This is a genomic window from Micromonospora sp. NPDC005252, assembly GCF_042872475.1.
Lineage (GTDB): Bacteria > Actinomycetota > Actinomycetes > Mycobacteriales > Micromonosporaceae > Micromonospora.
In genome coordinates, this window is record NZ_JBIAKN010000001.1 from 1,072,574 (window position 1) to 1,086,485 (window position 13,912).

A 13,912-nucleotide genomic window follows, 5' to 3' on the forward strand; every position below is an offset into this window, starting at 1 on the left:
AAGACACCGCCATAATGCGAGGTCAACTATTGACGTCAAGCTTTTTGCGGTGCTACGTTCCACCTGGTCAAAACGACGCAACGCTGAGTAGTAATCCCAGTTCAAGATGGGTATAGATCGTCCAGAAACCGAATCTCCCGGGGCTCTCAGCACCGCCGTACATCTCATTTTCGGCAGTTATCCGTCCCGCCCCGCGGGTCGGCCGAATTCACCCGGTCACACAAGGGGGACCTGTCATGAACACATCCTTCCGACGTAAGGCGGCGGCGGTCACGTTCGCTGTCCTGGCGCTCACCCTGGCCGGTGGCGGGATCGCCATCGCCCAGCCGTCGGCGAAGGCACCGCAGGAGGCCGTCCAGCCGGCGTCCCGCGCCACGGGCGACGCCCAGCAGCCGCCGGTCACGGCCCAGTCGGCCCGCAGCGCCAAGGCGGCGCTAGAGGCCGGCAAGGCCAGCACGCTGGCGACCGCCAACTTCTACACGGTCGTCAACGCCAACGGCACCAAGGCCCGCGGCGACGGCACGGTCATCAAGTTCGGCCCCGGCCAGTACGAGGTGCAACTCGGCGTGAACGTCTCGACCGGCGCCTTCCTGGCGACCATCTCGCGGTCCGACTCCTGCTGCATCCCGCCCGCTGGCGAGATCTCCGTCGCGCCCCGCCTCGGCACGCCCAACTCGGTCTTCATCCAGACCCGCAACTCGTCCGGCACCCCGGCCGACCGGGGCTTCACCCTGCTCACGCACACCTTCTGACCGAACCGACCGGACCGGCCCCCATGCCCGCGCGTGCGGGCCGGTCCACGTCCCGGCCCGGGCGTCCCGCTTCGGCCTGCTCGTGCCGGTGCTCCTCTTTCGGGCGACCCATCCCCGTGCGGACCACAACGGCCCGGTCCGGCCCCGACAATCCCACGTTTGCCGGGGCCCCGGCCCGGGAAGCAAGCACCGTGACGGACATCTCGGACACCCTGGCCAGCCTGCCCACCTCGGTCGATCCCGAGCCGACCGGCGCCGAGCTGGAACAGACCCTCTTCGAGGTCAAACGCGTGATCGTCGGGCAGGATCGGCTCGTCGAACGTCTGCTCACCGCACTCATCGCCAACGGGCACTGCCTTCTGGAGGGCGTGCCCGGCGTGGCCAAGACCCTCGCGGCGCAGACTCTCGCCACCGTGGTCGGCGGCACCTTCTCCCGGATCCAGTTCACCCCGGACCTGGTCCCCTCCGACATCGTCGGCACCCGGATCTACCGGGCCTCCAAGGAGACCTTCGACATCGAGCTGGGCCCGATCATGGCCAACCTGGTGCTCGCCGACGAGATCAACCGGGCACCGGCCAAGGTCCAGTCGGCGCTGCTGGAGGCGATGGCCGAACGGCAGGTCTCCATCGGCGGGCGCAGCTGGCCGGTGCCGACGCCGTTCCTGGTGCTGGCCACCCAGAACCCGATCGAGTCCGAGGGGGTCTACCAGCTCCCCGAGGCGCAGCGCGACCGGTTCCTCATGAAGGTGGTCGTCGACTATCCCAGCGACGCCGACGAACTGGCCATCCTCTACCGGATGAGCACCGACCGGCCCAGCGCGCGTCAGGTGCTCGACCCGCAACGCCTGCGACTCCTGCAGACGCACGCCGAGCGGGTCTTCGTCCACCACGCCCTGGCCGAGTACGTGGTCCGGCTGATCCTCGCCACCCGCGACCCGGGCCGGTTCGGGCTGGCTGAGATCGCGCCGCTGCTGGCGTACGGCGCCAGCCCACGGGCGACGCTCGGTCTGGTCGCCGCCGCCCGCGCGCAGGCGCTGCTGCGGGGACGGGAGTACGTGTTGCCCGAGGACGTCCGGGAATTGGCGGTGGACGTCCTCTCCCACCGGCTGGTGCTCTCCTTCGACGCCGTGGCCGACGGGGTCTCGGCCGAGAGCCTGGTCCGGCGGCTCGTGGAGGCGGTGCCGCCGCCCCGGGTGGCCACCGGGCACCCCCAGCAGACCCCCGACCTGGCGGCGGCGTGAGACGCGCCGGCCGCACCTCGGTGGCCACGCCGCCCGACCCCGGCCTGGCCGAGCTGACCCCCGACCAGCGGCTGCGCCGACTGGAACTGACCGTCACCCGGAGACTCAACGGTCTGCTGCACGGCCAGTACCGTGGCCTGCTCCCCGGGCCGGGCAGCGAACCCGCCGGCAGCCGCGAGTACCGGCCGGGGGAGGACGAGGTCCGCCGGATGGACTGGGCGGTGACCGCCCGGACCGCCGTGCCGCACGTCCGACAGGTCGACGCCGACCGGGAACTCACCACCTGGCTGCTCGTCGACGCCAGCGCCAGCATGGAGTTCGGCACCGCCGAGCTGGACAAGCGGGAGCTGGCGGTGGCCGCCGTGGCGGCGGTGGGTTTCCTGACCGCAGGCATCGGCAACCGGTTGGGCGCCCAGGTGCTGGGCGCCGACGGGGTACGACGCTTTCCCGCCCGCAGCGGGCGTACCCATCTGCTCGGTCTGCTCCGCGCGCTGCTGACCGCGCCGCGCGCGACCGAGCCCGACGACCGGCCCCGGTCCCGGCTGGCGACCCCGCAGCCGGTCGCGGCGGCGGAGTTGGCGGACGGGCTGGACGCGGTGCACCGGGTCGCCAACCAGCGCGGGCTGGTCGTGGTGGTCTCCGACTTCCTCGACGGCCTGCCCGACGACCCCGACGAGCCGCCGCCCTGGGAGCGGACCCTGCGTCGGCTGTCCGCCCGCCACCAGGTGCTCGCGATCGAGGTGACCGACCCGCGCGAACTGGAACTTCCCGACGTCGGCCTGATCACGCTGGTCGACCCGGAGACCGGCCGTCGCCGCGAGGTGTGCACATCGGACCGCCGTCTGCGGGAGCGCTACGCCGCGGCCGCCGCCGTCCAGCGTGACCAGGTCCGCCAGGCGTTGCGCCGGAGCGCGGCGACACACCTGGCGCTGCGCACCGATCGGGACTTCAGCGCCGACATCGTCCGACACGTGCACGCCCAGCGGCGGATGGCCGCGGCGCCGGCCGGAGCCGTCCGGGGAGGTGCCGCGTGACCTGGGAGTCCCCGTTGCGGCTCTGGCTGCTGATCGGCGTGCTCGCGCTGGTCGGCGCGTACCTGGTGATGCAGCGCAGACGCAGCCAATACGCCGTCCGCTTCACCAACCTGCGGCTGCTGGACCGGGTGGCACCCGTTCGTCCGGCCTGGCGCCGGCACGTTCCGGCCGGACTGTTCCTGGCCATGCTGGCGCTGCTCGTGGTCGGCTTCGCCCGGCCCACCGCCGAGGTCCGGGTCCCCCGGGAACGCGCCACCGTGATGGTGGCCGTCGACGTGTCCACCTCCATGCTGGCCACCGACGTGGAGCCGGACCGGCTGGCGGCGGCCAAGCAGGCGGCCCGACGTTTCGTCGAGGGTCTGCCCGACGAGTTCAACGTGGGGCTTGTCGCGTTCGCCGGCAGCGCCGCCGTCCTGGTGCCGCCCGGCACCGACCGGGACGCCCTGGACGAGGGCATCGGTCGCCTCGCCGAGGGGGTGACCGGGGTGCAGGGCACCGCGATCGGTGAGGCCATCAACACCTCGCTCGGCGCGGTCAAGAGCCTGGACAGCGAGGCCGCCAAGGAGCCACCGCCGGCCCGGATCATCCTGCTCTCCGACGGAGCCAACACGTCGGGGATGGACCCGATGGAGGCGGCGGCGGAGGCGGTCGCGGCGAAGGTGCCGGTGCACGCGATCTCCTTCGGCACACCGTCGGGATTCGTGGACCGGGGCGGACGGCCGATCCAGGTGCCGGTCGACGGGCAGACCCTCAAGGCAGTCGCCGACGAGACCGGCGGAATGTTCCACGAGGCCAGCACCGTCGACGAGTTGCGCGCCGTCTACGACGACATCGGCAGCTCGGTCGGCTACCGCACCGAACGTCAGGACGTCTCGGCCCGGTTCATCGGCCTCGGACTGGTGTTCGCGATGGGTGCCGCCGCTGGCTCGATGCGCTGGTTCTCCCGACTGCCCTGATCCACCGCGCCGACGTCGACCTCGAGGAGTACGCATGGCAGTGCAGACCGGACTGGGCGAACCGCGCGGTCCCTGGTTTATCTCGCCGGAGCTCGACCCGGACGGGCGCGGGTGGTGGGACGCGCCCGGCTCGGGGCGGGACCCCGGCGGGCGACGCCCCGGCCGGCTGCTCGCCGCGTTGGCGATCGTGGCGGTGTCGGCCGTCTCGGGCGCCCTGGCCGGCGGCGTGGTGGCCAGCCGGGACGGCGCGGGGCCGTCAGCGGCGTCCGCCGCACCGGCGCCGGCGGAGTTGGTCACCGCCGCCGAGCGGACCGTGCCCGGTGTGGTGTCGGTGCTCGCCGGCGGCGCGAACGGCGCGTCCGCGACCGGCTCCGGGTTCGCCATCGACGACCAGCAGCACCTGGTCACCAATGACCACATCCTGGCCAAGGCCGGTGGTGGGCCGGTCACGGTGGAGCTGCCCGACGGCCGCCGGTACGAGGCCGAGGTGATCGGCAGGGAGCCGCGCAGCGACCTGGCGGTGCTGAAGGTGCCACCGTCGGCAGGCCTCGCCCCGTTGCCGCTGGCCAAGCCGGGCGCCACCCGGGTCGGTGAGCCGGTACTGGCGGTGGGCTCACCGCTGGGGCTGTCCGGGACGGTCACCGCGGGCATCGTCAGCGCGCTGGACCGCCAGGTGCGGTTGGGCAACAACCGGCACCGCGCGGTGCAGACCGACGCGTCGATCAACCCCGGCAACTCGGGCGGGCCGCTGGTCAACGCCCGAGGCGAGGTGGTCGGGGTGAACACCGCGATCGCCACCATCGACGGCAACGGGTCGATCGGCATCGGCTTCGCCATCCCGATCGATCAGGTGCAGCAGACCGCCGACACGATCATCGGCAAGGGCGGCTGAGCTGCCCGGACGGCCCGTCGGGTCGCCTCCATTGTCGGATATCCGGCCACACGTCATCGGGCCATGGAAATATGACGCTCGATATGGATACTGGCGGAGGTGGAGCGTCCTCTTCTCACGGTCCTCCTGCTGGTGGGCCTGGTCATCGGATGTGCGGTGGGGTCGGCGTACGCCCGGGCGCGACGCGGGTGGACCGATTACCAGACCGCGAAGAAATCGGTGCCCGGCGCTCGCCGCGGCGCGTGGGTGCTGATCCGCGGGGTCGCGCTGAAGGCCGCGGTGATCGGGTTGCTGCTGTTCGGCGCCGTGGCGTACGCCGCGGTCGGTTCGGACGACGAGACCGCCGGTCCGGCGCCGAGCCCGTCCACCACGCAGAGTGAGCCTCCGCGCCGGTGACCCGGGGCGGGCCGCAGCGGGCTAGCCTCGGGGCGTGGACGACGGACTGCGGGTGACCGATCGGTGGGTCGTCCCCGCCGGGGAGCTGCGGGAGCGCTTCTCCCGCTCGTCCGGCCCCGGCGGGCAGGGCGTGAACACCGCCGACTCCCGGGTCGAGCTGAGCTACGACCTGGCCAACTCTCCGGCCGTGCCCGAGTCGCTGCGGGCGCGGGCGCTGGCACGGCTCGCCAACCGACTGGTGGACGGTGTGCTGACGATCGCGGCCAGCGAGCACCGGGCGCAGCTTGCGAACCGGGAGGCGGCCCGCGAGCGGATGCTTGCGCTGTTGCGCGAGGCGGCCGCCCCGCCCCCGCCGCCGCGTCGGGCGACCAGGCCGTCCCGGGGCGCCAAGGAACGTCGGCTGGCCGAGAAGAAGCGCCAGTCGCAGCGCAAGCGCGACCGCCGCGTCGACGGCGAGTAGTCATCGTCACCGAGCCGTGTGAGTGACCCCTCTGACTGGCGAGTGACAGAATCTGGAATCTGTCAGCTGAAGTGTATGGTCGGCAGGTCACCCAGGAGAGGAAGACCTCATGGACACCCGCACCCTCGGCACCTCCGGCCCCACCGTCTCCGCGCTCGGGCTCGGCCTGATGGGCATGTCGGACCTCTACGGCCCCGCCGACGAGGCCGAGAGCATCGCCACCATCCACGCCGCACTGGACGCCGGCATCACCCTGCTCGACACGGGCGACTTCTACGGGATGGGCCACAACGAGATGCTGCTGCGGGAGGCGCTGCGCGGCCGCAACCGGGACAACGCGGTGATCAGCGTGAAGTTCGGCGCGCTGCGCGACGTCGACGGCGGTTGGAACGGCAACGACGTCCGACCCGTCGCGATCAAGAACTTCCTGGCGTACACGCTGCGCCGGCTCGGCACCGACCACGTCGACATCTACCGCCCCGCCCGGCTCGCCCCGGACGTGCCGGTGGAGGAGGTCGTGGGCACCCTGGCCGAGCTGGTCAAGGCGGGTCACGTCCGGCACATCGGCCTGTCCGAGGTGAGCGCCGAGACGCTGCGCCGGGCGCACGCCGTGCACCCCATCAGCGACCTCCAGATCGAGTACTCGCTAATCTCCCGCGCCCCCGAGGCCGAGATCCTGCCGACGGCGCGTGAGCTGGGCGTCGGGATCACCGCGTACGGGGTGCTCTCCCGAGGGCTGATCAGCGGCCACTGGACGGCGGGGCGGGAGACCGCCGGCACCGACTTCCGCAGCCACCTGCCGCGCTTCGCCGGCGCGAACCTGGACCGCAACCTCGCCCTCGTGGACGCGCTGCGCGGCATCGCCGAGGCGCGGGGCGTCACCGTGGCGCAGATCGCCATCGCCTGGGTGCTCGCCCGGGGCGAGACCGTCGTACCCCTGATCGGCGCCCGCCGCCGGGACCGGCTCACCGAGGCCCTCGGCGCCGCCGCGGTCACGCTGACCGAGACGGACCTGGCCGCCATCGAGGCCGCCGTCCCCGCCGACGCGGTGGCCGGCAGCCGGTACGACGAGGCGCAGATGGCGTTCCTGGACAGCGAGCGGTCATGACGACCCGGTCGTGGCGCGACCGCCGGCCGGGGGTCGCGCCACGACCGGCGGCGCGGTCAGGGAGGCTGGGACGATGAGCGACACCACCGCCCTGACCGCCGACCGCATCCTCGACACCGCCGAGGAGGTGCTGCGCCGGTACGGCCCGGCGAAGGCCACCGTGCTGGACGTCGCGCGCGCGCTGGGCGTCAGCCACGGCAGCGTCTACCGGCACTTCGCCAGCAAGGCCGCGCTGCGCGAGGCGGTGGCCGAACGCTGGCTGGCCCGGGTCTCCACCCCGCTGATCGACGTCGCCACCGGCACCGACCCGGCCCCAGAGCGGTTGCGCCGGTGGCTGGCCGAGCTGAGCGGCACCAAGCGGCGGATGGCCCGCGAGGACCCGGAGCTGTTCGACAACTTCCACCAGCTCGCCACGCTCTCCGAGGGGGCGGTCGCCAACCACCTGGAGGTTCTCGCCGGTCAGCTCAGCCTGATCGTCGCGGACGGAGTGGCCGCCGGCGAGTTCACCGTGCCCGACCCGGCGGTGGCCGGCCGTGCGCTGCTGCAGGCCACCGCGCGGTTCCACCACCCGTCGCACCGGACGGAGTGGAACGAGCCGGGCCTCGACGACGATTTGGCCGCGGTGGTCGCGCTGCTTCTCGACGGCCTGCGAGCCCGCTCGCGCTGACGCCGGGCCGGGCGACGGCACGGGCCAGCCGCCCGACCGCGCAGGGCCGTCGACGGTCAGCCGGGGACGGCGGCCAGCAGCCGGTCGCGGAGCACCGCCGCACGGTCGGCGAACCCGCGCTGCGCCGCGGCGTACTCCGCCCGGCCCTCCGGGGTCTCCACCCGTACCGGAGGGTGACCGAGGGCCGCCAGGTCGTACGGGCTGGCCCGCATGTCCAACGTGCGGATCTCCCGGGCCAGCTCGAAACAGTCCGCGACCAGCTCGGAGGGCACCAGCGGCGACAACTTGTACGCCCACTTGTAGAGGTCCATGTTGGCGTGCAGACAGCCCGGCTGCTCGTGCGCGTGCTGCGTCTCCCGGGTCGGGGTGAGCAGGTTCAACGGCCGGGCCGGCGGGGTGAAGAACCGGAACGCGTCGAAGTGGCTGCACCGCACCCCGCGCTCCTCGACGACCGCGGCAGTCCGCTCCGGATCCAGCCGCAACGGCCAGGCGTTGTGCCGCAGTTCCTCGCGGGTCTGCCGGTACACCATCGCCCACTCGTGCATTCCGAAGCAGCCGAAGTGCGCCGGTCGTCCGGCCGTGGCCGCCAACAGCGAGCGGATCCACGCGATCGACTCGCCGCGTCGCCCGCGTACCGCCTCGGTGTCGAGGGTGACCCCGGCGGTGGTGGCGCGGTAGTCCCGGCCGAACTCGGCCGGGTCCGCGTCGCGCAGCTCGACCCCCGCGCCCGGGTGCCAGCGGCGCAGCTGCGCCGGCCGGTGCGAGTAGTAGGTGAACAGGAAGTCGGCCACCGGGTGCCGCTCACCGCGACGTCGGCGGGCCAGGTGCGGCGTCAGCCACCCGTCCACCCGCTCCTCGTGGGCCCGGCGGCGCTCACGCCAGGCCGCCACGTCGAGCACGGCGGGGGCGAGGGCGGCGGTCACGGACCCCAGGGTACGACCGCCGCCCCATCGGCGGTCAGGGCATGTGCACCCGGACGCCGGCGGAGAACACGCCGCTGCGCAGCTCCAGCTGCTGGGGCGGGTCCCGCCCGTCGACGGTGAACACCAGCGGGAGCACCACCCGACTGCCCGCGGCCACCGGGTTGGCGAAGACGTCCCGACCCAGGTTGGCCGCCCGGGTGGCCGGCTCGTCCGTGCTCACCCATCGGCCACCCGGCAGGTAGGCGCGTTGCAGCTGGCCGTGCCAGGGCTGCGGGGTGCCGGTGACGTTGCGCACACCCACGGTGGCCTGGCAGCGCCGACCCCCGGCGGGTGCCGCGCCGGTCCCGCTGGTCGCGTCCGCCGCGCCACAGGTCATCCGGTAGACGGTGAACTCGAACGCGGACTCCTGCAACGGCACGCCCACCGGCCCGGAGACCCCGGTGCCCATCCACGCCCCGCTGGTCGGCTGCTTCTGGGTGTCGATCGACGACACCTGCCGGGTCGCCGTCCAGCCGGCCGTGCCGATCACGCCCGCCAGCACCACCACCGCCGCGCCGACCAGCAGCCAGACCGGCGGCGTACGCCGCCGTCGGCGCGGGCCGGGAGTCGCCGGACGTGGGTAGATCGTCCCGCGTCCATCGTCCGGCGTCGCGTTGGTGGCCAGGGCGGCGGCGGTCACCCGCCGCCCGCGCCGTCCGCGCCGTCGACGCCACACCCACGCCACGAGGGCGCTGAGCAGCAGCAGAACGCCCAACCCGGCGAGCAGCACCGGATACCGCCGCCAGGGCGGGGCCGCCGTGACCTCGGCCGCCGGACCTGCGGCCCCCTGCCAGGTGGCGGTGGCGCAGTCGTACGGCCGGCTGCCGTCACTGGTGAACGCGCAGGCCGGCGCCGCCAGCGGCTGGCCCGGCGCGACCGCGGTCAGCGCGGTGCCCAGCGTGGTGGTGCTGTGCGCGGGCAGCCGCAACCGCCAGGTCACCTCGGCCGTGGACCCGCCGGAGCGGCTGGACCGCCCGCCCCCGCTGATCGCGGTGGGCGACGACCCGGACGGCAGCTCCTGGCGCACCGTCGTGTCGAGCGGCGAGTTGCCCACATTCCGGACGTGGATCCGGTACCGGGGCGCCGGGCTGCTCTCCGACGCGACCGCCACCGTGACCGGAGGCGGGGGCGCGGACACCGGCACCCGCGACGGCGGTGCCACCGCCGGTGGCGCCGAGGGCGGGGTGGGCTCCGCGCTCGCCGCCACGGGCACCCGCGCGGCCACCGCCACCGCCGACGGCGCCGGGCTGACGGACGCGGGCGGCGTGACCGCCGTCGCTCCGGGCGCTGGTGCCGTCGGACGTGGCGTCGGCGCGGCTGGTCGTGGCACGGGCGCGGCTGGTTGTGGCGTGGCGGCCGCTGGTCGTTGCGCGACCGCCGCCTCCGGGGCCGCCGCGGGCAGGGCCGGCACGGCGGCGAGGATGCCGAGGCAGTGTACGAACACCGCGAGGGCTCTGTGGTGTCGTGTCGATGCAGGCATACGAACGAACCTCCGGAGCCGACGCTAGGGGTGCGCGCCCTCCGTGCGGGTACGAAGTCGAGAAACCCGCCCCGGCCGCCCAGACCTGCGCTAAGGTGCCGCGACGCTGACGGGTTGCGCACACCCGACGGCCCGTTGTGGCCGGTGAACGGGTCGGCGGGGCTAGATTGGCCGGGTGCGTATCGCTCGTTTCGCTCATGCCAAGGGAATGTCGTTCGGAGCCGTCGAGGGCGAGCCGGAGGCCGGGCCGCAGGGCCTGACCATCGCCGAGATCGAGGGTCACCCGTTCGGCCAGCTCTCCTTCAGTGGGGCCCGCTGGGCCCTTTCCGACGTCCGGCTGCTCTCGCCGATCCTGCCCAGCAAGGTGGTCTGCGTGGGCCGCAACTACGCCGACCACGCCGCCGAGCTCGGCAACGAGGTGCCCAAGGAGCCGTTGCTCTTCCTCAAGCCGTCCACCTCGGTGATCGGTCCCCGGGACGCCATCCGGTTGCCGATCTTCTCCAAGCAGGTCGAGCACGAGGCGGAGTTGGCGGTCGTGATCGGCGCGCCGGGCGCCCGCCGGGCCGACCGGGCCGCCGCCGAACGTGCCATCTTCGGCTACACCTGCGCCAACGACGTGACCGCCCGGGACCTGCAGCGCTCGGACGGGCAGTGGACCCGCGCCAAGGGCTTCGACTCGTTCTGCCCGATCGGTCCGTGGATCACCACCGGGCTGGACGTCTCCGACCTGGAGATCCGCTGTGAGGTGGGTCGCAACCCCGACGAGATGGAGGTACGCCAGCTCGGCCGCACGAAGGACATGGTCTTCGACGTGGCCGGCCTGGTGTCGTACATCTCGCACGTGATGACCCTGCTGCCCGGCGACGTGGTGCTCACCGGCACTCCGGCGGGGGTTAGCCCTCTCGTCGAGGGGGATACGGTCACCGTGCGGATCGAGGGCATCGGCGAGCTCAGCAACCCGGTGGTCCCCGTCGCCTGATCCGTCCGATGCCCCTGTTTCCGCAGCTCACGGGCGGTTCGGGGGGATCGGATTTGGCCTGTCGGCACCGGGAGGGTAATGTTCACTCCCGGCGCCGCAAGGGGCCAATGGGGTATGGGGTAATTGGCAGCCCGACTGATTCTGGTTCAGTTAGTCTAGGTTCGAGTCCTGGTACCCCAGCGCAGCTGGGATTCGCGAGAATCCCGGACGCTGGATTCTGACGGAGTTCGACTCCGCCCCTCCGGGGGCGGAGAGTGGTCTCTGGTAGAGTGCAGCTCCTCCGCCCGCGAGGGTGGGGGAGCGAAAGTGGTTCTGGCCCCGTCGTCTAGTGGCCCAGGACGCCGCCCTCTCAAGGCGGTAGCGCCGGTTCGAATCCGGTCGGGGCTACATCTGTGCACAACCCGTCTCACCTTGGTGAGGCGGGTTGTTTCGTTGCTACGCACGGCCGTCCACGGTGCCCAGACCCCACGCTCGCCCCGACGGACGGTGCCGCTAGACTACAGCGGCACCGCCTGCGAGGGCGGTGAACAGGAAGTTCTGGCCCCGTCGTCTAGTGGCCCAGGACGCCGCCCTCTCAAGGCGGTAGCGCCGGTTCGAATCCGGTCGGGGCTACAGATCAAAGGCTCACCTCGCCCCGCGAGGTGAGCCTTTCCCGTACCCACCCCCACCCGCCCGGCCCTCGCCCGGCCACCCACCTCCCCGTTGATCATGAAGTTATTGCCCTCCGCCACGGCGTGTCCGGGCAATAACTTCATGATCAACAAGGGCAGGGGCGGGGTGGGGGGTGGGGTTAGAGGCCGGAGAGGCGTTGGCCGGCTCTGACGACTGCCATGGCGTGGCGTTCGCCGGGGCGGCGGCCCAGGCGTTCGATCGGGCCGGAGATGCTGACCGAGGCGATCACGCGGCCGGTGCGGTCGCGGATCGGGGCGGAGACGCTCGCCACACCGGCCTCCCGTTCGGCCACGCTCTGCGCCCAGCCGCGGCGGCGGACCTCGGCCAGGGTGCGGCCGGTGAACTTGCTGCGCGGCAGCAGCGGCATCACCGCCTCCGGAGGCTCCCAGGCGAGCAGGATCTGGGCCGCCGAGCCGGCCGTCATCGGCAGCACCGAGCCGACCGGAACGGTGTCCCGCAGGCCGCTGGCGCGCTCCGCCGCCGCCACGCAGATCCGCTCGTCGGCGCGGCGCAGGTAGAGCTGCGCGCTCTCGCCGGTGGCGTCGCGCAGCGCGGCCAGCAGCGGCTCGGCGGCGGTCAGCAGGACGTCCGGGGCGGCGTTGGCCAGCTCGCCCAGCCGGGGCCCGGGACGCCAGCGCCCCTGGGTGTCCCGAACCAGCATCCGATGGATCTCCAGTGCCTGTGCCAGCCGGTGCGCGGTGGCCCGGGGCAGCTTCGTGCGTTCAACGAGTTCGGCCAGGCTGGCGCCGTCGACACAGGCGGCCAGGATGACCACCGCCTTGTCGAGAACGCCGACACCGCTCATACTGTGTCCCACAAGCCGAAACTTACCTCCCAGAATTTAGGATGTCCAGATGGTGGGAGTCACTCCTGAGCCGAGGACCCTGGCCGAGAAGGTCTGGGACGCGCACGTCGTACGGTCCGCCGCTGGTGAGCCGGACCTGCTCTTCATCGACCTGCACCTGCTGCACGAGGTGACCAGCCCGCAGGCGTTCGACGGGCTACGGCTCGCCGGGCGCCGGGTGCGCCGTACCGACCTGACCCTCGCGACCGAGGACCACAACACCCCGACCGGGTACGCCGATCCGGCGTTCCGGCTCCGCCGAGGTGACCTGCTCACCATCGCGGACCCGACGTCGCGTACGCAGATCGAGACGCTGCGCCGCAACTGCGCCGAGTTCGGCGTGCGGCTGCACCCGCTCGGCGACGAGAACCAGGGCATCGTGCACGTCATCGGCCCGCAGCTCGGGGTCACCCAGCCCGGCATGACGATCGTGTGTGGCGACTCACACACCGCCACCCACGGCGCGTTCGGCGCGCTCGCCTTCGGCATCGGCACCAGCGAGGTGGAGCACGTGCTGGCCACCCAGACGCTGCCGCAGAGCCGGCCGAAGACCATGGCCGTCAACGTCACCGGCCAGCTCGCCCCCGGCGTCACCGCCAAGGACCTGGTGCTCGCGCTGATCGCCCAGGTCGGCACCGGTGGTGGGCGCGGGCACATCGTCGAGTACCGCGGCGACGCCATCCAGGCCCTCTCCATGGAGGGGCGGATGACCATCGCCAACATGTCCATCGAGTGGGGCGCCAAGGCCGGCATGATCGCGCCGGACGAGACGACCTTCGCGTACCTCAAGGGTCGGCCGAACGCGCCGCAGGGCGCCGACTGGGACGCGGCGCTGGCCTGGTGGCGGACGCTGCCCACCGACGAGGGCGCGCGCTTCGACGCCGAGGTCACCCTGGACGCCAGCCGGATCACGCCGTTCGTCACGTGGGGCACCAACCCCGGGCAGGGCGCGCCGCTGAGCGCGCCGGTGCCCGACCCGGAGGAGTTCACCACCGACTCGGAGCGCGCTGCCGCCCGCCGTGCGCTGGAGTACATGGATCTGCGCCCCGGCACCCCGCTGCGGGAGCTGCCCATCGACGTGGTCTTCGTGGGTTCCTGCACGAACGGCCGCCTGGAGGACCTGCGGGCCGCCGCCGACGTGCTGCGCGGTCACCGGGTCGCCGAGACCGTCCGGATGCTCGTGGTGCCCGGCTCCGCCGCCGTACGCGAGGCGGCCGAGGCCGAGGGCCTGGACAAGGTCTTCGTCGACGCCGGCGCCGAGTGGCGGTTCGCCGGCTGCTCGATGTGCCTGGGCATGAACCCCGACACGTTGAAGCCCGGCGAGCGCTCCGCGTCCACCTCCAACCGGAACTTCGAGGGCCGGCAGGGCCGGGGCGGTCGTACCCACCTGGTCTCCCCGCCGGTCGCCGCCGCCACCGCCGTGGTCGGGCGGCTGGCCGCCCCCGCCGATCTGTAGAAGGGACCGAGGA

14 protein-coding genes and 3 tRNA genes are annotated in these 13,912 nt (G+C 73.0%); 14 read left to right on the forward strand and 3 right to left on the reverse strand.

Annotated features, from left to right (window positions below):
• Positions 1 to 236: 236 nt before the first annotated feature.
• The 9 genes from ACFYPH_RS05190 to ACFYPH_RS05230 all read left to right on the forward strand — a co-directional run bounded on the left by ACFYPH_RS05190 (position 237) and on the right by ACFYPH_RS05230 (position 7,506).
• A complete protein-coding gene (locus ACFYPH_RS05190) occupies positions 237 to 752 on the forward strand; it encodes a hypothetical protein (protein WP_354858719.1) in 516 nt (171 codons plus the stop codon).
• Positions 753 to 943: 191 nt separating this feature from the next.
• Entirely contained in the window at positions 944 to 1,993 is a 1,050-nt protein-coding gene (locus ACFYPH_RS05195; RefSeq protein ID WP_354858720.1) for a MoxR family ATPase, read from the forward strand.
• Entirely contained in the window at positions 1,990 to 3,027 is a 1,038-nt protein-coding gene (locus ACFYPH_RS05200; RefSeq protein WP_354858722.1) for a DUF58 domain-containing protein, read from the forward strand. Before ACFYPH_RS05195 ends, ACFYPH_RS05200 begins: the two co-directional genes overlap by 4 nt.
• Complete coding sequence (locus ACFYPH_RS05205; RefSeq protein ID WP_354858724.1) at positions 3,024 to 3,983, forward strand: VWA domain-containing protein; 960 nt, start codon at positions 3,024 to 3,026, stop codon at positions 3,981 to 3,983. The genes ACFYPH_RS05200 and ACFYPH_RS05205 overlap by 4 nt, the downstream gene beginning before the upstream one ends.
• A 34-nt stretch (positions 3,984 to 4,017) precedes the next feature.
• Positions 4,018 to 4,875: a S1C family serine protease gene (locus ACFYPH_RS05210; RefSeq protein ID WP_387179122.1), complete on the forward strand. Its 858-nt coding sequence runs from the start codon at positions 4,018 to 4,020 to the stop codon at positions 4,873 to 4,875.
• Positions 4,876 to 4,974: 99 nt separating this feature from the next.
• Positions 4,975 to 5,271 (forward strand): hypothetical protein, encoded by a 297-nt coding sequence (locus tag ACFYPH_RS05215; protein WP_354858729.1) that lies wholly within the window; start codon positions 4,975 to 4,977, stop codon positions 5,269 to 5,271.
• Between the two features lie 34 nt (positions 5,272 to 5,305).
• Entirely contained in the window at positions 5,306 to 5,731 is a 426-nt protein-coding gene (arfB, locus tag ACFYPH_RS05220) for an alternative ribosome rescue aminoacyl-tRNA hydrolase ArfB (protein ID WP_354858732.1), read from the forward strand.
• Positions 5,732 to 5,840: 109 nt separating this feature from the next.
• Complete coding sequence (locus ACFYPH_RS05225) at positions 5,841 to 6,839, forward strand: aldo/keto reductase (RefSeq protein WP_387179125.1); 999 nt, start codon at positions 5,841 to 5,843, stop codon at positions 6,837 to 6,839.
• Positions 6,840 to 6,912: 73 nt separating this feature from the next.
• On the forward strand, positions 6,913 to 7,506 hold the full coding sequence (locus tag ACFYPH_RS05230; protein WP_387179128.1) for a TetR family transcriptional regulator: 594 nt from the start codon (positions 6,913 to 6,915) through the stop codon (positions 7,504 to 7,506).
• Between the two features lie 56 nt (positions 7,507 to 7,562).
• On the opposite strand, the gene ACFYPH_RS05235 is transcribed toward ACFYPH_RS05230, so the two are convergent.
• Complete coding sequence (locus ACFYPH_RS05235; protein WP_354863246.1) at positions 7,563 to 8,429, reverse strand: 3-methyladenine DNA glycosylase; 867 nt, start codon at positions 8,427 to 8,429, stop codon at positions 7,563 to 7,565.
• Between the two features lie 34 nt (positions 8,430 to 8,463).
• Positions 8,464 to 9,948: a hypothetical protein gene (locus ACFYPH_RS05240; RefSeq protein ID WP_387179132.1), complete on the reverse strand. Its 1,485-nt coding sequence runs from the start codon at positions 9,946 to 9,948 to the stop codon at positions 8,464 to 8,466.
• Between the two features lie 175 nt (positions 9,949 to 10,123).
• On the opposite strand from ACFYPH_RS05240, the gene ACFYPH_RS05245 reads away from it, so the two are divergent.
• The 4 genes from ACFYPH_RS05245 (at position 10,124) to ACFYPH_RS05260 (ending at position 11,539) form a co-directional block, all read left to right on the forward strand.
• Complete coding sequence (locus ACFYPH_RS05245) at positions 10,124 to 10,927, forward strand: fumarylacetoacetate hydrolase family protein (protein WP_234591312.1); 804 nt, start codon at positions 10,124 to 10,126, stop codon at positions 10,925 to 10,927.
• A 108-nt stretch (positions 10,928 to 11,035) separates the two neighbouring features.
• Positions 11,036 to 11,107, forward strand: a tRNA-Gln gene (locus ACFYPH_RS05250).
• A gap of 134 nt (positions 11,108 to 11,241) precedes the next feature.
• Positions 11,242 to 11,314 (forward strand) — tRNA-Glu (locus tag ACFYPH_RS05255).
• Between the two features lie 152 nt (positions 11,315 to 11,466).
• Positions 11,467 to 11,539: transfer RNA gene (locus ACFYPH_RS05260), tRNA-Glu, on the forward strand.
• A gap of 178 nt (positions 11,540 to 11,717) precedes the next feature.
• Here the strand turns inward: ACFYPH_RS05260 and ACFYPH_RS05265 are convergent.
• Positions 11,718 to 12,404 carry an IclR family transcriptional regulator gene (locus ACFYPH_RS05265; protein WP_007456408.1) on the reverse strand — a complete coding sequence of 229 codons (687 nt, stop codon included), beginning with the start codon at positions 12,402 to 12,404 and terminating at the stop codon, positions 11,718 to 11,720.
• 49 nt (positions 12,405 to 12,453) lie between these two features.
• On the opposite strand from ACFYPH_RS05265, the gene leuC reads away from it, so the two are divergent.
• The gene (gene leuC, locus ACFYPH_RS05270) at positions 12,454 to 13,899 is read left to right on the forward strand and encodes a 3-isopropylmalate dehydratase large subunit (RefSeq protein WP_387179135.1); all 1,446 of its coding nucleotides are present in this window, start codon (positions 12,454 to 12,456) and stop codon (positions 13,897 to 13,899) included.
• Positions 13,900 to 13,912: the final 13 nt, after the last annotated feature.